The organism is Pedobacter sp. MR2016-19 (genome assembly GCF_014947265.1).
Classification (GTDB): Bacteria; Bacteroidota; Bacteroidia; order Sphingobacteriales; family Sphingobacteriaceae; genus Pedobacter.
In genome coordinates this window covers 1-20,420 of record NZ_JADCNK010000012.1, presented here as the reverse complement: position 1 = coordinate 20,420, position 20,420 = coordinate 1, and the positions used below count along the sequence as shown (strand labels likewise).

Genomic DNA, 20,420 nt, shown 5'->3' with positions numbered 1-20,420 from the left:
TCTCCATTCCGCTACGCTCCAGTCGAAATGACGATCAAACTTACTACATTTTACTGACTACCTTTTTCACTTGAGCAGAATCTTTTTTCACCTGAACTGAGTCCTTTTTCGGTAGGATGGGTTTAATGCTAAAGTTGGTCATGTCTGCTGGTTTAGCTTGAGGTAATTTCTTATCTACATTTAAGCTGTCTTTTCCCAATGTGATTTTCGGTTTAACCGCTGATGCTGCTGATTTATTTGCTGTGTTTGTGGTTTTAGAGCCAGCCACAGTTTTACCTGCAATTGCTTTTGCCTTTGCTTTAGGCTTAGTTTTACCCGAAGAGCCTATGGCATCTTTTTTTGATTTCGGACGTTCAGTCGGTTTCCATGAAAATCCTTTTAAAACATGATCTTTTGCAATCGTATTTTCGGGATTCAGCGCCCCTTCTATCCCCTTGATATAAACAATTTCTTCAATGGCATTTTCATTATCCTTAAAAATGAACTTTATCCTACTGCTTAGGGTTTGGTTCATTTCTTTATACACCTTGGTGCTGTCATCCTGGGTATAATAAATACTTTCGGCATTACCATCTACATAAAGGATCTTAAATTTTCCATTCGTAAAGAAACCCGTCATTAACCTTCCTTTTATTTGATTAAACCTTAACGAATCTTTTGGTGTATTTACTAAAAATGCGTTCCTAAATGCCTGTAAGTTATTCAGTTTTTTATTCTTGAACTGTACAAATATCGTGTCGCCAACCTGCTGAGAGCCTTCCGACCAGAGGATAGGGTTGCTATAGCAACGTAAAGTAGAATCGGCACTGGTGTAAAACAGACTATCTGTTTTGGCTTGTATATTTGTTTTGAAAATTTTAACGCCATGGTAAGCCTTAATAATACGCGTTTGAACAGTGTCGGCTGGGTTAAATTTTGTCGTATCAGTTTTTAAAGCGCCGGCTTTTAAATTCCCCAGAACTTTTGTTAAGCTATTTTTGTCGCCAGATTTTATTATCTTATTTTGCAAACTATCGATTTTCGTTTTTGAAACATCATTTACAATTGGTGAAGCCCCATTGATAATCTTTTTTTGCAAACTATCGATTGTGCTTTTCGATACATTCTTTGTAATCGCATTGGCTTTATCAGATAGCTTTTTCAGACTATCAGTTTTAAGTTTAGGCAGGTTTTTGATTATAGAATCGGCCTTGTTCTTTAAAAGGTTGTTTTTGTGCAAACTATCGGGATTAAGCTTGGGCAGTCCTTTGCTAAGTGAGTCTACTTTTGATTTTAAACTGTCAACGCTTTTATCCTTCAGGTTAAGCAGATCTTCGGCTTCAGCATCGCCTTTGTTCTTTTTCTTTTTATCAGCCCTGCTATTTTTACGCTTATTTCTGTCTTCTTTTTGGATAGATTTAGCTTCAGGTTTATATTTTGGCTCCCCTTTTCCTTTCTTTTCTCCGGTATCTTCATCATCCTCGCCAACCTGATTGTCGGCTTTAATCGAAATTTTAGGAACTAGCTTCAAGGTTTTTTGCAGCACCATCTGTGTTTCTAAGGTATCGGCGCCCATCCATAAACTGTCTGGTCTTTTTTTATTCTTTACCATGACCGAATCTTCGGTGCCAATTCCCAGGTAGGCATTCCGGGTAACCAATGTCCGCTGATCCAGTTTGTAATAATAGCCCAAATCGCCGAACATCTTCATCTTATCTTTTGTATCAGAAAAAACAATGTTTTTAACTGCTTTACCAACCCCTTTTTTTCCGAAATAATACAAACTATCACCTTTTAAAGAACGCGTACCCTGTGTATATAGGTTTTTCTTTCCGAAAAAAGCATCCTCGGTCATGGTATTGTATTGGCCATTCTCTGTATACAGATTATCATCTTTTCCTTTGATATTAGTTGGACCGTAAAAGTAAGTCCATTTATTTTTAGTGTTGTAGCTCATCGTATCCGATTTGATGGTGGCTTGTGGTGTAAGCACGACTACATTATATCTGAAATACGCATCACTGCCTTCGCGGCTATAACCCTGACTAAAGTAATAGCCATTTTTACTGGTTACTGTTACTTCCTTATTTACAATCTTACCTCCACTAGTATAAGTGCCTATTTTGCTGAAGGTATTGTAATCCAAGATATTGGTGGTTAAGGTGGATGTTGGGTCTTTCATCACCACATTTCCGGTTAAATGCGCCTGTTTTTTATTTCCGTCATACTCCAATTGATCTGAATAAATATCGGTGGTAAGCTGGTTGATATGTACATTTTTAAAAGCTTCGAAATAGTTCCGCTCGCTATAAAATACAGCGCTATCGCAGGTCAAAGTTGCATTATCTTGTTGGAAAACAGGGTTTCGCAGGTAACTGATTTTTTTTTTGGTATCACCAGTTATCTTGGAAAACGAAACGATTTTAATCTTCGAAGCAGGTTGCTGGCCGAATAAAAATACTGGACTGATTAGAAAGAGTAAAAAGACAAATAGTTTTTGCACACTACAAAGTTAGTTTTTTGTTCCGAACGTTCGGAATACCAGTTAAAATTAAATATTTTTGGTGGATGTTACCCGTAAAACAATTTCAGGATTTTATTGAACAGCAACAGCTGTTTGTTCGGGCTAACAAGATTCTTTTGGCCGTAAGCGGAGGAAAAGACTCAGTATTAATGTTGCATTTGTTTAAAGCAATAGGCATTGATGTTGGTGTGGCACATTGTAATTTCAATTTACGGGCTGATGAAGCACAACGCGACGAAAGTTTTGTTGCACTATTGGCCAAAAATTTGGAGTTACCTTTTTATGTAACGCATTTTGATACCAAAAAATATGCGGCCGAAAATAAAATTTCTACCCAAATGGCCGCACGCGATCTCCGTTATAACTGGTTTGAAGAAATTAGAAGTAAAAAAGGCTACGATTACATTGCCCTGGCACAACACCAAAACGATGCGGTCGAAACGGTACTCATTAATCTTACCCGTGGCACAGGCATAAGCGGATTGCACGGTATTTTACCTAAACGGGATTTACTGATCAGACCCTTGCTCTTTTTAAGCCGGCAGCAGATTGATGAGTTGGTAAAGGTTAATAATTTAGATTTTGTAGAAGATAGCTCGAACGCAAGTATAAAATACACCAGGAATAAAATCAGACTACAGGTAGTACCGCATTTGCAGGAAATCAACCCAAATCTCGAAAAAACATTTGCTGAAAATATTGCACGCTTTGCTGAACTGGAGACTTTTTTAAATATCCAGGTTCAGAAACTTGCAAACAAAATTCTAAATAAAAGGAATGATGGCATTTATATCCCTTTGGATGAGATTTATAAATTAAACCCGCAAAAGTTACTGCTTTACGAGTTACTTAAGCCTTTTAATTTCGGCGAAAATGTAGTGCAGGAAATTTTAGATAGTTTAAAGGCATTAAGTGGTACACATTTTTTTAGCGCTACCCATCAGGCTATTATTAATAGAAATGATTTGGTTATTGTTGAAAAAAACATATCGGTCACTGCTAATCAATTTATCCATCCAACAACAGAAAACATTGCTTTTGCCAATGATGAAATTTCGTTAACGTTTACCGATGAGGTGGAATTCGAAATTAATTCGAATAAGGCATTTGTTAATGCCGATAAATTAATTTTTCCTTTAGTATTAAGAAATTGGCAAAATGGAGATAAATTTATTCCACTGGGCATGCGTAATCTTAAAAAGATAAGTGATTATTTTATCGACGAAAAAGTTCCCCTACATCTGAAAAGCGTCACCCCAATTCTGGTTAACGGGAACGGTGAAATTGTTTGGATTGCAGGTATGCGGCAGGACAACCGATATAAATTAACTACAGCAACAAAAAAAGTTGCTATATTCGAACTCAAAATTAAATAAGTGGAAAGCAAATACGCCTATATCGAAAAACAATACATCGGCCGTGATTATGTGCGCATTTTCATCAGGCTAATTATGGCTGCTTTCTGTTTTGCCGCTTATGTTTACGAGCGCGATCGTGACAATACGCAAGATTTGTTCCTCGTAGTAGGCTTCGGGATCATTGGTGTTTCTATGCTTTTGCTTTTCCTTATTCAATACAAAATTGTGGTGGATAATGGTAGCATGATCCTGGATGGCCTTTGGACAACCAAGCGTGTTAAGATTGATCTAAATAGCATTGTTGATGTGCGTAAGGCAACTTATAGTCGTTATTTTTTCAACAATCCTGTTTACAACCTGCACACAAAAGGTACAATCCGCTTTTATTCATCGGGTAAGGATGCAGTGGTTTTAACCGATAGGGATGGCTTGGAATATTTTATTGGTACCCAAAGGCCAAATGAACTCTTCCTTGTTATAAAAGAAGAAATGCGCAACCTTAAATAACTTTATTTCATTTCCCATCTACTCATTTTTATATAATTGTTTCTGGTTTTAGCCCTGATGGGATAGCTATCTGATGTGTCGCATTGGGAAGGAAAATTAATAATCGCATCTTATTACATTATTGCAATAAACCGACACGCATTATAGATTAAAATCGGCTACATTTGCGGTAACAACAATACATTTACGATGAAGATAGGAATTGTTTGCTACCCCACTTTTGGCGGTAGTGGAGTAGTTGCAACAGAACTTGGTAAGGCACTTGCTAACGAGGGACACCAGGTTCACTTTATTACTTATAGTCAGCCCGCAAGGCTCGATTTCTTTTCTTCCAATCTGTTTTATCACGAGGTATCAGTAAGAGATTATCCACTTTTCGATTACGCCCCATACGAATCGGCGCTGGCCAGCAAATTGGTAGATGTTGTTCGGTTTGAACAATTGGATGTGTTACACGTTCATTATGCCATTCCGCATGCATCTGCAGCTTTTATGGCGAAGCAGATTTTGGCGAGTTATGGCCTTCATATTCCGGTAGTAACCACTTTGCATGGTACAGATATTACTTTAGTGGGTAAAGATCCAACCTACAAACCTGTGGTTACTTTTTCTATTAATCAAAGCGATGGGGTAACTACAGTGTCCGAAGATTTGAAAGAAGATACCTATAATCATTTTGAGATTACTAAAGAAATTAAGGTAATTCCAAATTTTATAGATTTTTCGCGATTCAGTTTACAGGCAAAAGGACACTTTAAAAAAGCGATTGCACCAAATGATGAACGCATTTTAATCCATACCAGTAATTTCAGAAAAGTGAAACGTACTGCTGATGTGATCAGGATTTTCGAAAAAGTACAAGCAGTTATTCCATCAAAACTATTAATGGTAGGGGATGGGCCAGAACGCGCCTACAATGAGCAGCTTTGCAGATCGTTGAATATTTGTGAAAATGTTAGGTTTTTAGGTAAGCAAGATGCCGTAGAAGAAATCCTGTCGGTTTCAGATCTTTTCTTAATGCCATCAGAATCTGAAAGTTTTGGTTTGGCAGCATTAGAGGCCATGGCTTGTAAAGTACCCGCAATTACCACCAATGCCGGCGGTTTACCTGAACTTAATATTGATGGCTTTTGTGGTTACATGAGTAATGTTGGTGATGTAGAATCGATGGCGGCCCATACCATTGAAATTTTAAAAGATGATGAAACGCTTAACCGTTTTAAAGAAAATGCGTTTAAAAGGGCACAGGATTTTGATCTGAAAAAGATCCTGCCGATTTATGTTAGCTATTATAAGGAAGTAATCGAAAACTCTTTGCAAGCTAAATATTAACAATAAGGCTCACTTTATATTTAACCACAGATAAAAAGGATGTTTACAGATGATAAATCCGTGTTTATCTGTGGTTAAAAAACTTAAGTATGGTATTGGGAATTCCCTGGCTGATGATCCATATGAGTAATATTTAAGAAAAGTAAACTTTCTCTAAATCAAATGATTATAAATCGTATCTTTGCAGCCTGAAACGGTTTGGAGGATAAATATTCCTAAATCATTTCGACAAAAAATAAAAATAGGTTATCCCAAATGAAGAAAATAGTTGATTACAGAAAGCTTTTGAGTGTAGATAAAAATGCTGAATTAAAAGAGCTTAAATCTGTGTACCGTACATTGATGAAAGATTGTCACCCTGATAAATTTCAGCAGGAAGAAGAGAAATTAGATGCAGAAGCCAGAAGTAAAGAAATTATCGAAGCTTACCATTTCCTGGTAAGTATTGCGCCAGAAACACGCGAACAGAATATTGAAACGTACACACAAACGACTACCTTGTCGAATATTCAGGATTTTGAATACAAACAACAGGTTTTAAATATCCAGTTTTTTGATGGAAGTGCTTATGAATATTTCGATGTTCCAAAAGCAATCTATGTGAAATTGGTTAACGCCGATTCGCCAGGTCGTTTCGCCCGCAGACATATCTTTAATGAATTCCCATACCGCAATGTAGCCAGAGTTGCAGAACCGGCATAATAAGCGATATTTATAATATTTAAATGGCTCCAATGACAATTGGAGCTTTTTTTTATTCCTTAATAGCCGATAATATTAGTTTTCTATATCGTTTGGTGCTATAAAGATACTGAGCTAAACTACCATTGAAAGGTTTCGATAGAACGGTCGTCATCTCGACTGGAGTGTAACGGAATGGAGAGATCTTTGAAGCCAGTTAATTTAAAAGATTTCTCCACTGCGGTCGAAATGACGATTTATCTTAACCTGTCACCCCGCAAGCCCCTTGTTTTTTCTAAAACTGAATTCTCATGATGACGTGCGATCAAAATTAAGATATTCCGACCACTGTAATTCTTTGGGCAGTGTCTGATTGCTAAATTCAAGATGAATTACCCTTCTTTTTTGATTGTTTGTTGTTCTGCTCGAGCTATGCAGGAGCAACGGTTTCATAACCATAAGTCCACCCCGCGCTACATTGCAGCTAACTTCTTTTTCGATATTCCAGTCGATCGTTTCGGGCCGGTAAATGCCTTTGCTGTGCGAATTCGGAATTACTTTTAGCGCACCATTCTCTTCATTGGTATCATCAAGGTGAATGCGGATGGTAAAATTACTTTCAAGGGTATTTAACGGTGGCTGTACAGCGAACTGATTATGTTTCTTGGTGTAAGGGCCAAATCCCGGAATTTTTACTTTTTGGTTAACAGAAATAGTCAAATCCTGATGATAAGAAACAAACCAATTCGAAGTTTCGGGTTTGTCGAAGTAGATTGATTTAACAAGAAAATAATCTTTGCCAAAAATCTCTCGTATGATGGCTTTTAGTTTTTTATTGAAAATTAGCTCAATAGTTCCTGGAACTTCTTTTAAAAACTGGCGTATTGCAAAAAGATCGTCTGATTTCCTAAAGGTTTCTTTTGTCGTATCTGCTCCGTTAATTGCTGCCTGGATATCTTCAATTTCCTGATCTGTAAATACATTATCAATCACGGAAAATCCTGATTCCTTAATTTCTTTTTCCTTAACTGTTAAATACATCACCTCAATTATTCAACATTGGCTTAAAGCGGTTATCTTTATTTCTCAAATCCAAACCGCCTTCATAAACGGATTTTAAATTAACCAGGTAAAAACTCCAACCACTATGACAACCCAGGCGGATGTTCCGCTTAGAATGATCATCTTCAGGGATATTCTTTTGGGTCAATTCTACAACGGTATATTCAAATTCTTCATGCAGCTTGATCTCAACCAAACAAGCTCCGGCAAAAGTAAACTGAAAATAATCTGTGCTGTTTGCTTCGGTTACGGTTCCATTTTCGATATCATCATACAGGTACCAGATCCATTTATACCGATCGCCTTTAAGTGCGTTCTGCGTTTTACTGAGCAGTACTTTATTCTCGTCAGTAAAGGACGCATCGCTTAAAAACCATTTTTCAATTTCGCTGGCTTTTGTCCAGGCGTTGTAGATGTCCTCAAGTTTTGCTTTAACGGCAATCCTGATGGTGAATTTGGTCCAATCGAAGTTTTCCATTGGCTAAATTTTGTATGATTAATTAAATACTAAACAAACCGGAGCACCAACATCGATCCTTTTGCCGCTATCGGTTAATTTACCCGTTGTTTTGTTGCGGTTAAAAATAACAATGTTGTTGGTATACTGATGTCCGATCAATAAGAATTTTCCGGTCGGATCAATCGTAAAGTTTCTTGGCCCTTTGCCCAGGGTACTTACCGTTTCAATAAATTTCAATTTTCCGGTAGGTAAAATAGAGAATGCAGAAATGCTATTGGCATCGCCACGGTTAGTTTCGTATAAGAATTTTCCATCAGCCGAAACATGGATATCTGCGCCATCAATTTTTCCTGTAAAATCTTTCGGCGTGGTGCCGATCTCCTGGATTTTGGTCAAACTTCCATCTGCGTAAGCAAAAACAGTTATAGTACCGTTAAATTCGTGCGCTAAATAGGCAAATTTTCCATTCGGACTAAAAGTAATATGCCTCGGGCCAGTACCTGCATTGGTTTTTATAACCGACTTTACCGTTAATATTTTTTCTTTCGCGGTTGGATTATAATTGTAAATATAAGTTTGATCCTCGCCCAGATCGTTAACAATTAAGTATTTATGATCTGGTGTAAATTTTGTCATGTGTACATGAGCGCTTTCTTGTCTGCCTTTCGGATCGATGCTTTTTCCGGTATGTTTGATGATCTGCAAGGCTTCTGTTATAGACCCGTCAGCTTTTCGTGAAAATACCGCTAAGCTACCACCACTATAATTGGCTACAATTACATTTTTGGTATCAACGGTAATGAAACAAGGGTCGGCACCATGACTGTCAACTTTGTTTAAAAAAGTTAAATCGCCTGTTTTGGCATCATATTTAAATGCGCTTACCGTACTTGTTGCACCGGTTTCGTTAACGGCATAAATAAATTTGTTATCAGGTGAAACGGCTACGTAACTTGGATTAGCGGTGTTTTTTGCAATGCTTTTTACGGTTGTAGCCGCTGTTAAAGTATTAAAATCGTAAGTATAAATTCCTTCACTTTTTCCTGGTGCAGTATAGGTGCCGACAATGAGATTATAGTTGATTTTTTGAGCGAAACTAAGGGTCGATAGCATAGAAAGGATAAGCAATGAACTGAGTTTTTTCATGAAACGATGATGTTGATTTTAACAAATATAAATAAAGTTGGCCACTGAGGCATAGAAAACACGGAAGATGTTTCTTCATTATCGTCCTCGTTTGTAACGAGGATGAGTGAGAGATGCATTTTTAATGCATGTTCATTGCTGGACGATACAATCGTCTTTCTCCTGCATCCTCGTTAAAAACGAGGGCGATTGAGGCTCTGTGAACGCTGTGCTTTCTCTGTGCACTTTGTGGTAAAAAATAGCAATACCAAAAGAGGCAGCCAATCGGCTGCCTCTTATATCTTATTTTATTAAATGTTTAATCTGGATCAATTCATGTTCTTCAAGATAGCGCCATCTACCACGTGGTAGGTCTTTCTTGGTTAAATTGCCATAAACAACGCGGTCTAATTTTTCTACATTATAACCTAAGTGTTCAAAAATACGGCGAACAATCCTGTTTTTGCCACTGTGGATCTGGATACCGATTTCTTTTTTGGTTCCACCTGCAACGTAAGAAATGTTATCAGGTTTAATCAGACCATCTTCCAGCTCTAAACCAAAAGCAATTTTGTTCAAATCGCCTTGTGATAAAGATTTATCCAGTTCAACGTTGTAAATTTTAGTGATACCGTTTTTAGGATGTGATAATTTATCAGCTAAATCACCATCGTTTGTCATTAACAACAAACCTGTGGTATTGCGGTCTAAACGTCCAACCGGGTAAATACGCTCGCGGCTGGCTTTATCAACCAACTGCATTACCGTACGGCGTTCCTGTGGATCGTCGGTCGTGGTGATGTAATCTTTTGGTTTGTTCAATAAAACGTAAACTTTTTTCTCGCGTTTTAATAATTCGCCGTTGTAACGAACCAAATCCTTTGCCGGGTCAACTTTATGCCCAAGCTCGGTAACAGCTTCGCCGTTTACGGTAATAATGCCTGCAATAATCAATTCGTCGGCTTTACGACGAGAGCAGATGCCTGCATTTGAAATATATCTGTTTAGACGGATTAGGCCTTTATCTTCGTTTGTTTTACGGCCTTGGGTAATTACAGTGCGCTCCGGGCGGTTAAATTCTGTATCTCTTGGCTGTGCATCCTCGCGTTTTCTAAAAGGACGGGTGTCGCCTTCCCTTGGCTCTCTAGGTTTTACATCTCTTGAACTTCCAGCACTTGGCTTGAAATCGTCTGATTTACCTCTTGACTTGTAATCTTTATAGCCACCTTCTCTAGGTTTGAAATCTCTCGATCCGCCATCTTTCGATTTGAAATCACGGTCGCCCTCTCTTGGTTTGTAATCTCTCGACCCACCTTCTCTTGGTTTAAAGTCGCGGTCGCCAGTTCTCGGTTTAAAATCTCTCGAATCTCCATCCTTAGATTTGAAATCACGCTCTCCTGTTCTTGGCTTATAATCTCTTGCACCACCTTCTCTTGGTTTAAAATCCCTGTCTCCTGTTCTTGGTTTGTAGTCTCTTGATCCGCCTTCTCTCGGTTTGAAATCACGGTCGCCGGTTCTTGGTTTGTAATCTCTTGATTTACCTTCTCTTGGTTTAAAACCACGGTCTTCTGCTCCTGAATCTTTGGATTTAAATTCACGATCGCCGAATTTGAAACTCTGTGGTTCCGAATCTTTCGATTTGAAATCACGTCCGCCTGATCTTGGTTTGAAATCTTTTTTGTCTCCGAAAGATTTTGATTTGAAATCTTTACTGTCTGCGCTTCTAGGTCTGAAGCCTTCTTTTGAATCGGATGATTTTTTGAATTTGCTGTCTTTGTTGTCTGATCTTTTTCTGTCAGACCCGGCCGAACTACTTCTGCCTTCTGTTCTCCGACTGTCTGATTTGGACTTGTCATCCCGACTGTTCCTGTTGTTTTTATTTATCATGATACGCTTTTAACCGCATTAAAAATGCGGGCTGCAAATTTATGAAAAAATGATGAACATAACAATTCTGGGAGCTGAAAAATTAGATAAAAAAATAGCCTCTAATATAGGGAAATTTGTCTGAAAATCAAAAATTAAAATCCACGTTTAAAGCACTTTAAAAGCCGTTTTTTGGGTTTATTTGTGTAACTGTTTGATAATGTGCTTATTATTTTTTACCTTTGCCAGCGTTTTTATATAAGTTCACCAAAAAAAGGAGGAAAATGTTAAAGAAACACATCGTACCATTTGCAGTAGTGGCAACACTATTTATCTTGGCAAAAGTGTTCGCTTACCAAATGCCCTTAGCACAAAAAAGTCTTTTAAAAGAAGAAAAATTAAACACTACAATACCCAAATCTGATAGCCTAAAAGTAGAAAAAGAGGAAGCTCCTCAATCTTTGATGGCACAGTTGAATTTCGCGGAAGAAACCCTGCCATTAGGCGATAAAAAGGTAGAACGCAAAATGAAAAAAATTCTTGCAGCACACACTTACGGAAATACCCAAACCAACCGCCTGCATACAAAAGCAGCAAAATGGTTTCCTGTAATTGAACCCATTCTCGCTGCTTACGGAATCCCGAACGATTTTAAGTATTTGGCTTTGGTCGAATCTGGAATGGCGGAAGGGGTTTCTCCAAAAGGTGCAGCCGGAATCTGGCAGTTTATGCCCGGCACAGCCCGTACCTATGGATTAAGAGTAAATGGGAATGTTGATGAACGCTATAATTTGCGCAAATCGACCATTGCAGCCTGCAAATACATTAAAGAAATGTATAAAGGTTTAGAAAGCTGGACATTGGTAGCTGCTGCTTACAATGTTGGCGACGGACGCTTACGCAAGCAGATCAATAATCAAAATCAGGATAATTACTACAAAATGAGGCTTAACCGCGAAACTGGTGGCTATGTTTATAAGGTGATTTCTATGAAACAGATTATGGAACATCCGAAACGTTACGGTTACGCAAAACCGCGCGTATTATTGGCCTACAACGCCGAATAATATAATTAAGATAAAGACAAGCATTTGGTAAGGCGTCCCGGTTTTTAATCGGGACGCTTTTTTTTGGAAAATGATTTCACAGATTATTGGATTACGCCGATTTGTTTTGCTGATTAATGTTTTGCTTGCCACAAAGTCACGAAGGCGCAAAGTTATTTTTATGCATTATGCTAACAAATTAACCAATGAACCAGTAAATATTTTGCAGTTAACAAATGACCAATGAACTATTGAACTAATAAACCAATTTCTTTTCTTTGCACTATGTTCAAACTGCGCATTAATAAAATCATCAATCAGCCCGGCGATAATATTACTTTTCAATTTGAAGATTTGGATCAGTACCCTACGTATTTAGCGGGGCAGTTTTTATCATTGGTTTTTCAAGGAAGACATAAAGAAGTGAGAAGGTCTTATTCTTTTAACAGTTCGCCAGATGTAAATGAACCTTTGGCTATTACGGTAAAACGGGTAGAGAACGGAGAAATATCGAGGTTTTTGCACCATAAAACTTCGGTAAATGATATTCTTTTGGCTCAGGAGCCGCAGGGGCTTTTCAGTTATTTACCTGAAGAAAATTTAGAACGCGATCTTTTTCTTTTTGCTGCAGGAGTTGGCATTACGCCATTGTTTTCGATTATGAAAACGGCATTGGTGCGGGAGAAAAAATCGTTGGTGACATTAATATATAGTAACAGATCAAAAGAGGAAACTTTGTTTTATGATGAACTGACCGAATGGCAACAGCAATATCCTGATAGGTTAAAAATTGTCTGGATTTTTAGCAACAGCAAAAACTTAATGACGGCCAGGCTGAATAAATTCTATATCGAGAATTTAATTAAAGAACATCTGCATTTTGAACGGGATAAAGCACTTTTTTACAGTTGTGGACCGGTTATCTACATGGATCTATGCCGCATTACCTTATTGGGCATGGGTTTCGATATCACACAGATTAAAAGAGAGACTTTTGTGCTGCCAGAAGATGAGATAGATGAAGATGATAGTTCTGAAAAAGTAGTCGATAAAAATACGTATTCGGTTGTTTTAAATTTTAAAGGGGAATCATATAATCTCGTAGTGCCTTGGCCAAAGCGGATTTTAGATGTTGCACTTGAAAATAAAATTAAACTTCCTTATAGTTGCCGTGGCGGCGTATGTAGCACTTGTGTTGCCAATTGTATCAAAGGAAATGTAAGAATGGATTATAATGAAGTACTTACCGATGATGAATTGGAAAGGGGTAGAGTGCTTGTCTGTACAGGTCACCCCACAGAGAATGGAACAACGATAGAGTGGTAAAGATTATAGAGGATTCTCTTCCTCTAATTTTCTAGATACGTGATGATAAAAGTGTCAATTCACTATTTTTCTAATTCAGACTCCCAAAAATTTTTAAGGTCATTTAATATGTATTCTGCATCAATATTTACTTTTCCAATTGCGATGATATAATCAAATTTTCCAGGAAAGGTAAATGGTAAAGTTGTCCCCATTTGGCTTTTAATAGTTGGGATTTGGGTAGAATTAGTTTTGTGTTTTGAATGATTACAGAGTAATCTCACAAGTATTAATTTGTGATTAATATCTTCCAGTTTAGTTTCATCGAACACAAAATTATTTTCGCCTTTCATAATTTTAATCTTTTCTTTTGCGGCCTTTTTAAGGTTATCGCTTGCTTCAGAGCTCTTTATGATCCATTCAGGCAGTGCGTTAATCGTCATAAAACAATCTATTAATTCATAAATGTGATTGTTTTGCTTATACCGTTTCATGTCATAATCTAGTTTTTTGAATAGATCAATGAAGTTATTTATCTGTGGTAACATAATATACTTTATATTATTATTCTTGTTTATTTTTCGGTGCTCATATGAATATGCTTTTTGAAAGTCTAACTATCTTTCAAAAGCATTGCAAAGCGAATTTAGTCTTTAGTTTTTATTAAGTTGATTAATAAACAAAAAACCATCGCGCATTGCGCAATGTTTATCTGGTATGATAAAAACTTTTTTTACGCTTATCATCTGCCTCATCTGTTTACAATCCTTTGCTCAGGATTCAATAGTGGTAAAAAGAGAGTTTGCGAATAAAGAATATATCCATCTGTACAAAGAAAATGCTGATTTAGCTTATACGGCACCGGGAGGAGAATTGGGTGCACCTTCAAAATATGTAATCAACGGTAGGCTTACTACCACTTATATGCTTTTGGGTAGTTATAAATCGCCAATTGCCTTTGCGATTATTCCTGATTTTACGGTCCGTGTGCGGACTGAATTTTCTGCTGCAGTACGAACACCGAGTTACCGTTTAGGCGGAGCGCTTTACGCGAGGCTAAATCCCGATCCTGAACATTATAAATATGCCGAACTTGCTTTTACACACCATTCAAATGGTCAGGACCAGAGCGCATTTAATCCTGACGGTACAATTAATACCCATACAGGAAATTTTAATGCGAATTATTTAACGCTTTCTTATCGTTTTGGAGATTTAACACCAGTTAATCCAGATGGAAGTTATTATTCATTCAATCATCGGCTTGGTTTGCAGTGGTATAAATTTTTCAGGTATGAGTCTGCGCTTAATGAAGGTTTTGGATTTACAAGAGTGTTGTATGGTTTCTCCTGGCGCAGGTATGATGAAATCGAAAAAAACGCAAGGAATAAGCAGAAAGTTAAAACCGAAAAAGAAACCTGGCGTTTAAACACTGAGTTATCTTATGCCGTAAATAAAATTCCATCCAAAAATTTTGCCAATATCCAGAAGCGGTTAAATGCCGAAATCAACTTCAATTACAGTTTTCCTTTTATGAATAATGTGTTTTTGATGGCTGCGGTTGGTTATTATGGCGAAGATAATTACAATATCTATTTTCAAGATCATTATGGTTATGTGCGCTTTGGCTTATCATCTGGTTTCCTTAGAAATAGAAGCCGACATTATGACAATTAATAGGTAATACAGATTGGTTTTGACTTTCATTTTGATAAAATTTTTAGCATTTTTGCGGATTGAAATCTGGTCTTTTTTAAGACCCGGTTTCGGCCCCAACTTTAAATAAAATATGAGCAATAAATCTATCGACCTCGGCGAGCAAAAAGATGTAGAAGTATATGGTGCGAGGGTACATAATTTAAAGAATATAGACGTTAGTTTTCCGCGTAATCAACTGGTTGTAATCACTGGTTTAAGTGGCAGCGGTAAATCTTCATTGGCTTTTGATACCATTTATGCGGAAGGACAGCGCCGTTATATGGAAACATTCAGTGCCTATAGCCGCCAGTTTATGGGCGGTATGGAGCGCCCGGATGTGGATAAAGTTTCGGGACTAAGTCCGGTTATTGCAATTGAGCAAAAAACCACCAGTAAAAATCCACGCTCAACCGTGGGTACCATTACCGAAATTTACGATTTTATGCGTTTGCTTTATGCACGTGTTGCCGATGCCTATTCGTATAATACCGGTGAGAAAATGGAGCGCATGAGCGAAGACCAGATTCTGCAGAACATCTTCAATAAATTTGATGGTATGGCTGTAAATATCCTTGCCCCGGTAGTTAAAGGCAGAAAGGGGCATTACCGCGAACTTTTCGAACAGATCCGTAAACAGGGTTATGTGAAAGTGCGTGTAGATGGGGAAATTAAGGATATTGCTGCTAAAATGCAGGTAGATCGTTATAAAATCCATGATATTGAAGTGGTGATCGACCGCCTTATTATTGACGTGAAAGATAAAAAACGCCTGCTCGATTCACTGCAGATTGCAATGAAAATGGGTAAAGGGGTAATCAAAATCAGCGATAAAGATAATAATGTAGCACATTTTAGTAAGTTTTTGATGTGCCCAACAACGGGTATTTCTTATGACGAACCACAACCCAATAGTTTTTCGTTCAATTCGCCTTATGGCGCCTGCGAACGTTGCGATGGCTTGGGTTATATTTTTGTAGTCGATAAAGATTCGGTTATCCCAAATCCAAAACTGAGTATTTTAAATGGTGGCTTGGCTCCTTTGGGCGAATATCGCGACATCTGGATGTTCCAGGTATTAAAAGCTTTGGCCAAAAAATACAGTTTCTCGCTTTCTACACCGATCGAAAAATTAAGCGACGAAGTGATCAATATCATTTTAAATGGTTCTCCTGACCTGATCAAGGTTGAGGTAGAATACAATAAATGGAACGTTCAGAATTATAACATCACTTTTGACGGGATAATTAAAATGCTCGAAGAGCAGAACGAAAAAAGAAGCGAATCAGCATCTGACGATATGGACGAGTTCAGGAAACTAAAAACCTGTCCGGAATGTCATGGTGCACGTTTGAAGAAAGAAAGTCTGCATTTTAAGGTAGATGGCAAGAACATTTTTGAACTGTCATCAATGGATATCAACAACCTTCATCAATGGTTCGAAAAAGTTGATGAACGTTTATCAGACCGTCAGAATATTATTGCCAAAGAAATTTTAAAAGAGATTAAAGCGAGAATTGGCTTTTTGACCGATGTGGGTTTAACTTATTTAACTTTAGATAGAACTGCACGTACACTTTCCGGTGGCGAGGCGCAACGTATTCGTTTGGCTACACAGATCGGTTCGCAACTGATGAATGTGATGTACATCCTGGATGAGCCAAGTATTGGTTTGCACCAACGTGATAACGAACGGCTGATCAATGCACTTAAAAATCTCCGCGATCTTGGAAACACCGTTTTGGTGGTAGAACATGATAAGGATATGATTTTGGAGGCCGATTGGGTAATTGATGTGGGGCCAGGTGCCGGTATCCATGGAGGTACCGTTGTAGCCGAAGGAACAGCCGCACAGATCCTGAAATCGAATACCTTAACTGCTGACTATTTGAATGGCAAAAGGCAGATTGAAACACCAAAAGTCCGCAGGAAAGGTAACGGGCATAAATTGTCGATTGTTAAAGCCACCGGACACAACTTAAAAGAGGTTTCAGTAGATTTTCCTTTGGGTAAATTTATTGCAGTAACCGGAGTCTCGGGCAGCGGTAAATCGAGTTTAATTACCGAAACTTTATACCCGATTTTAAATCACCATTTCTTCAGGGCTAAAAAAACTCCTTTGCCTTACGAAAAAATTAATGGTTTAAAAGAAATTGATAAGGTAATCGAGATTGATCAGGCACCGATTGGCAGAACGCCACGTTCAAATCCTTCAACTTATACCGGCGTTTTCTCCGATATCAGAAATTTGTTCGTTCAGTTGCCTGAAGCAAAAATCCGTGGGTATAAACCAGGCCGTTTTTCTTTCAACGTAAAAGGTGGGCGTTGCGAAACCTGTCAGGGTGCTGGTTTAAAGGTGATTGAAATGAACTTTTTGCCCGATGTACAGGTACCTTGTGAAGAGTGCGGCGGAAGAAGGTATAACAGGGAGACTTTAGAAGTTCGTTTCCGTGGAAAATCGATCAGTGATGTGTTGGATATGAGTATTGAAGATGCCTGTACTTTCTTCGAAAATATTCCGATCATCTACAGAAAGATCAAAACCTTAAAAGATGTTGGTTTAGGTTATATTACTTTGGGCCAATCGTCGGTTACTTTATCAGGAGGGGAGGCACAACGTGTAAAACTGGCGACCGAGCTTTCTAAAAAAGATACTGGAAAAACCTTCTATATTTTAGACGAGCCTACAACGGGACTTCATTTCGAAGATATTAATGTGCTTTTAGGTGTATTACAGGAGCTGGTTGATAAAGGAAATACCATTTTGGTGATCGAACATAATTTAGACGTGGTTAAAGTTGCCGATTGGGTGATTGATTTAGGAGAAGAAGGTGGTGCTGGCGGCGGGAGGATTTTATTCGAAGGTACACCGGAAGGTTTGATCCAGAACCCGATCAGTTTAACCGGGAAATTTTTGAAAAAGGAAATGGAATGGAATCCTCAGAACGGAAAGTCTGAAGTCGGAAGTCAGGAGTCCAAAGTCAAAGCACCGAAAAAAAGCAAAGCTGAAAAGAAATAGAATTCCTTGTACAGGTATCAAGAATCAGCAAATCCATCTTGATACCTGATACTTATTACTTGATACTATAACAAAACATGATCTTCACCGATACCCATACCCATTTATATTACGAGCAGGATGCCGAGAAAAAGGCCCAGTTAATGGAGCGTTGTTTTGAAAGCGATGTGAACCGTTTGTTCTTGCCCAATGTTGATGTGAAATCGATCGCGATGATTGATGACCTGGTGGCGAAATATCCTGAAAACTGTTTTGCAATGGCCGGTCTCCATCCCTGTGATGTAAAAGAAGATTACCTGGCGCTGTTGGATGAAATCTATAAAAGCATTGCCGGGCGGAAAATTTATGCCATTGGCGAAATCGGGATCGATTTATATTGGGATAAAACCACTTTAGCTATCCAGCAAGATGCTTTTCGCAAACAGATTGGCTGGGCAAAAGAGTTAGGGTTGCCGATTGTAATCCATTGCAGAGAGGCTTTTGACGAAGTTTTTGAGATATTGGAAAGTGAAAGAGATGAAAAATTGCGTGGTATATTCCATTGTTTCACCGGAAATTTGGCTCAGGCAAAACAGGCTATTGATCTCAATTTCTATTTAGGTATTGGTGGCGTGGTCACGTATAAAAAAGCGGGTCTGGATCTGGTATTGGCAGATATTCCTTTAACTGATCTGGTTTTAGAAACCGATTCTCCTTACCTGGCACCGGTTCCTTTCCGTGGTAAACCCAATGAGAGCAGTTACCTTGTTTATATCGCACAAAAACTGGCTGATATTTATGGCGTTTCTATTGAAGAAATAGCGGATGTGACTACGGAGAATTCGAAGAAAATTTTTGGGGTTTAAAGTCGCGTCATTGCGAGAAGGCTTTTTCAGCCGACGAAGTAATCTATTCAGTGGGACCTTAGCATCATTATTAGTGGAGTGCAACACAGTCGAGAACCCACAGGCTCAGCGAAGCTAAATCTATCGAGGTAGATCTCTCCGTTCGCTGCGCATCAGTCGAGATGACGCCCCATCTTTGGAATTTTTGAATGATTGCGGAGCGTAGCGTAATGGAGAAATCTGTTTCACAGGATTCAGTAATTGATTTTTGAGAATACGCCGCGTGGCTAAATTATCAATTTGATATGTATTTTCTGTTTAAAATACTAAAATGTTAATTTTTATGAACTAATCAGTCTTTTTGTTGCTAATTTAAAAATATCACCTGATCATTTGTAAATTTTTAGTTTCTTTGCGCTGAGCAACCTTCACTAAACCAAATGACCAAAATACTTATAATTTATACCGGCGGCACCATCGGTATGATTAACGATCCTACAAACGGGATGTTGATTCCGTTTGATTTTCAGCAGATAAAAGAAAATGTTCCGGAACTGGGCCGTTTAGATTACCAGTTAGATGTACACTCTTTCAATCCGGTTCTGGATTCATCAAACATGGATCCTGAAATATGGAAAACATTGGCCGAACTCGTTTACAATAAATACGATCAATACGATGGCTTTGTGATCCTGCACGGATCGGATACCATGGCTTTCACCGCTTCTGCACTGAGTTTTATGCTCGAAAACCTCGATAAACCTGTTGTTTTAACCGGATCGCAGTTGCCTATCGGAGAAATCAGGACAGATGCTAAAGAAAATTTAATTACTGCGTTAGAAATTGCTGCAACTAAAGAAGATGGTAAAGCATTATTTCCTGAGGTTTGCATTTATTTTGATGCACAATTATTTAGGGGCAACCGTTCTATTAAATACAATAGCGAGAAGTTTGAAGCTTTCCGTTCGCCAAATTACCCGGTACTTGCAGAGGCTGGAGTACATTTACAGTTTCACAGAAATTATATTTTAAAGGCTACCGGTGGTGAATTAAAATTGCATACCAATTTTAATTCGAATATTGGTGTGCTTAAATTATACCCGGGAATTACGCCACAAGCCGTTCAGGCCATCACCGATTCTAAAGTAGATGCCATCATTTTAGAAACTTTTGGCTCTGGTAATACCTCCACCGCACAATGGTTTTTAGATAGTTTGCGCCAGGCCATTTTAAATGGAAAAATCATTATTGATATCTCTCAATGTAAAAAAGGATCGGTACAACTTGGTCGCTATGAAACCAGTAGGGAATTGTTAAAAATGGGCATTGTAAGCGGCTACGATTTAACTTTCGAAGCTACGGTAACCAAACTGATGTTTGTAATGGGCTTGGGGCTATCTTTTGAAGAAAGCCGTAAATTGATGGATGAATCGTTGCGGGGTGAAATGACCAAAGATTAATACATTAAACCTTGCAGGTTTCACAAACCTGCAAGGTTTAAATCTACAATATTAAATTAACCGTCTTACTTAGATGCACTCAGGTGACTTGGGTGGTCAATGTTTTTAGAAAACAAACAGTCCTGTTCATTGTTGGTCACTTAGTCCTGCTATTCCTCCAAGTCCTCACTCATTGCT

General features: G+C 38.2%; 16 protein-coding genes. 10 read left to right on the top strand and 6 right to left on the bottom strand.

Translation table 11 applies throughout. The features are described 5' to 3' along the window. Window positions 1-43: 43 nt before the first annotated feature. On the bottom strand, window positions 44-2,482 hold the full coding sequence (locus IM793_RS15875) for an OstA-like protein (RefSeq protein WP_193422990.1): 2,439 nt from the start codon (window positions 2,480-2,482) through the stop codon (window positions 44-46). Window positions 2,483-2,547: 65 nt separating this feature from the next. On the opposite strand from IM793_RS15875, the gene tilS reads away from it, so the two are divergent. The 4 genes from tilS (at window position 2,548) to IM793_RS15855 (ending at window position 6,402) form a co-directional block, all read left to right on the top strand. Next, entirely contained in the window at window positions 2,548-3,879 is a 1,332-nt protein-coding gene (gene tilS / locus IM793_RS15870) for a tRNA lysidine(34) synthetase TilS (protein ID WP_193422988.1), read from the top strand. After that, window positions 3,880-4,368 carry a hypothetical protein gene (locus IM793_RS15865; protein WP_029282618.1) on the top strand — a complete coding sequence of 163 codons (489 nt, stop codon included), beginning with the start codon at window positions 3,880-3,882 and terminating at the stop codon, window positions 4,366-4,368. A 189-nt stretch (window positions 4,369-4,557) separates the two neighbouring features. Then, complete coding sequence (bshA, locus tag IM793_RS15860) at window positions 4,558-5,700, top strand: N-acetyl-alpha-D-glucosaminyl L-malate synthase BshA (protein WP_193422986.1); 1,143 nt, start codon at window positions 4,558-4,560, stop codon at window positions 5,698-5,700. A 255-nt stretch (window positions 5,701-5,955) separates the two neighbouring features. After that, window positions 5,956-6,402 carry a KTSC domain-containing protein gene (locus tag IM793_RS15855; RefSeq protein ID WP_029279950.1) on the top strand — a complete coding sequence of 149 codons (447 nt, stop codon included), beginning with the start codon at window positions 5,956-5,958 and terminating at the stop codon, window positions 6,400-6,402. A gap of 288 nt (window positions 6,403-6,690) precedes the next feature. Here IM793_RS15855 and IM793_RS15850 read toward each other — a convergent pair whose 3' ends face one another. From IM793_RS15850 to IM793_RS15835, 4 genes are all read right to left on the bottom strand, one after another. Beyond that, window positions 6,691-7,422, bottom strand: coding sequence for a phytanoyl-CoA dioxygenase family protein (locus tag IM793_RS15850; protein WP_193422984.1), 732 nt, complete (start codon window positions 7,420-7,422; stop codon window positions 6,691-6,693). 4 nt (window positions 7,423-7,426) lie between these two features. Next, the gene (locus tag IM793_RS15845) at window positions 7,427-7,921 is read right to left on the bottom strand and encodes an SRPBCC domain-containing protein (RefSeq protein ID WP_193422982.1); all 495 of its coding nucleotides are present in this window, start codon (window positions 7,919-7,921) and stop codon (window positions 7,427-7,429) included. 18 nt (window positions 7,922-7,939) lie between these two features. Beyond that, window positions 7,940-9,049 carry a lactonase family protein gene (locus IM793_RS15840; RefSeq protein ID WP_193422980.1) on the bottom strand — a complete coding sequence of 370 codons (1,110 nt, stop codon included), beginning with the start codon at window positions 9,047-9,049 and terminating at the stop codon, window positions 7,940-7,942. Between the two features lie 282 nt (window positions 9,050-9,331). Beyond that, window positions 9,332-10,915, bottom strand: coding sequence for a pseudouridine synthase (locus tag IM793_RS15835; protein WP_193422978.1), 1,584 nt, complete (start codon window positions 10,913-10,915; stop codon window positions 9,332-9,334). Window positions 10,916-11,178: 263 nt separating this feature from the next. Between IM793_RS15835 and IM793_RS15830 the strand changes: the two genes are divergently transcribed. Together IM793_RS15830 and IM793_RS15825 are read left to right on the top strand one after the other, a co-directional pair. Further along, window positions 11,179-11,961 (top strand): lytic transglycosylase domain-containing protein, encoded by a 783-nt coding sequence (locus IM793_RS15830; protein ID WP_193422976.1) that lies wholly within the window; start codon window positions 11,179-11,181, stop codon window positions 11,959-11,961. A 264-nt stretch (window positions 11,962-12,225) separates the two neighbouring features. Further along, on the top strand, window positions 12,226-13,266 hold the full coding sequence (locus tag IM793_RS15825) for a ferredoxin--NADP reductase (protein WP_193422975.1): 1,041 nt from the start codon (window positions 12,226-12,228) through the stop codon (window positions 13,264-13,266). Window positions 13,267-13,328: 62 nt separating this feature from the next. On the opposite strand, the gene IM793_RS15820 is transcribed toward IM793_RS15825, so the two are convergent. Further along, complete coding sequence (locus IM793_RS15820) at window positions 13,329-13,793, bottom strand: hypothetical protein (protein ID WP_193422973.1); 465 nt, start codon at window positions 13,791-13,793, stop codon at window positions 13,329-13,331. Between the two features lie 169 nt (window positions 13,794-13,962). Between IM793_RS15820 and IM793_RS15815 the strand changes: the two genes are divergently transcribed. The 4 genes from IM793_RS15815 to IM793_RS15800 all read left to right on the top strand — a co-directional run bounded on the left by IM793_RS15815 (window position 13,963) and on the right by IM793_RS15800 (window position 20,243). After that, the gene (locus tag IM793_RS15815) at window positions 13,963-14,922 is read left to right on the top strand and encodes a hypothetical protein (RefSeq protein ID WP_193422971.1); all 960 of its coding nucleotides are present in this window, start codon (window positions 13,963-13,965) and stop codon (window positions 14,920-14,922) included. A gap of 112 nt (window positions 14,923-15,034) precedes the next feature. Beyond that, complete coding sequence (gene uvrA, locus IM793_RS15810) at window positions 15,035-17,959, top strand: excinuclease ABC subunit UvrA (RefSeq protein WP_193422968.1); 2,925 nt, start codon at window positions 15,035-15,037, stop codon at window positions 17,957-17,959. 77 nt (window positions 17,960-18,036) lie between these two features. Continuing rightward, a complete protein-coding gene (locus IM793_RS15805) occupies window positions 18,037-18,804 on the top strand; it encodes a TatD family hydrolase (RefSeq protein WP_193422966.1) in 768 nt (255 codons plus the stop codon). 419 nt (window positions 18,805-19,223) lie between these two features. After that, on the top strand, window positions 19,224-20,243 hold the full coding sequence (locus tag IM793_RS15800) for an asparaginase (protein WP_193422964.1): 1,020 nt from the start codon (window positions 19,224-19,226) through the stop codon (window positions 20,241-20,243). The last annotated feature ends 177 nt before the right edge of the window (window positions 20,244-20,420 follow it).

Coding starts and splice junctions, on each gene's coding strand:
- IM793_RS15845 (WP_193422982.1), bottom strand. CDS start 7,921: ATGGAAAACTTCGATTGGACCAAATTCACCATCAGGATTGCCGTTAAA.
- tilS (WP_193422988.1), top strand. CDS start 2,548: ATGTTACCCGTAAAACAATTTCAGGATTTTATTGAACAGCAACAGCTG.
- IM793_RS15835 (WP_193422978.1), bottom strand. CDS start 10,915: ATGATAAATAAAAACAACAGGAACAGTCGGGATGACAAGTCCAAATCA.
- IM793_RS15805 (WP_193422966.1), top strand. CDS start 18,037: ATGATCTTCACCGATACCCATACCCATTTATATTACGAGCAGGATGCC.
- bshA (WP_193422986.1), top strand. CDS start 4,558: ATGAAGATAGGAATTGTTTGCTACCCCACTTTTGGCGGTAGTGGAGTA.
- IM793_RS15825 (WP_193422975.1), top strand. CDS start 12,226: ATGTTCAAACTGCGCATTAATAAAATCATCAATCAGCCCGGCGATAAT.
- IM793_RS15820 (WP_193422973.1), bottom strand. CDS start 13,793: ATGTTACCACAGATAAATAACTTCATTGATCTATTCAAAAAACTAGAT.
- IM793_RS15840 (WP_193422980.1), bottom strand. CDS start 9,049: ATGAAAAAACTCAGTTCATTGCTTATCCTTTCTATGCTATCGACCCTT.
- IM793_RS15815 (WP_193422971.1), top strand. CDS start 13,963: ATGATAAAAACTTTTTTTACGCTTATCATCTGCCTCATCTGTTTACAA.
- uvrA (WP_193422968.1), top strand. CDS start 15,035: ATGAGCAATAAATCTATCGACCTCGGCGAGCAAAAAGATGTAGAAGTA.
- IM793_RS15830 (WP_193422976.1), top strand. CDS start 11,179: ATGTTAAAGAAACACATCGTACCATTTGCAGTAGTGGCAACACTATTT.
- IM793_RS15855 (WP_029279950.1), top strand. CDS start 5,956: ATGAAGAAAATAGTTGATTACAGAAAGCTTTTGAGTGTAGATAAAAAT.
- IM793_RS15850 (WP_193422984.1), bottom strand. CDS start 7,422: ATGTATTTAACAGTTAAGGAAAAAGAAATTAAGGAATCAGGATTTTCC.
- IM793_RS15800 (WP_193422964.1), top strand. CDS start 19,224: ATGACCAAAATACTTATAATTTATACCGGCGGCACCATCGGTATGATT.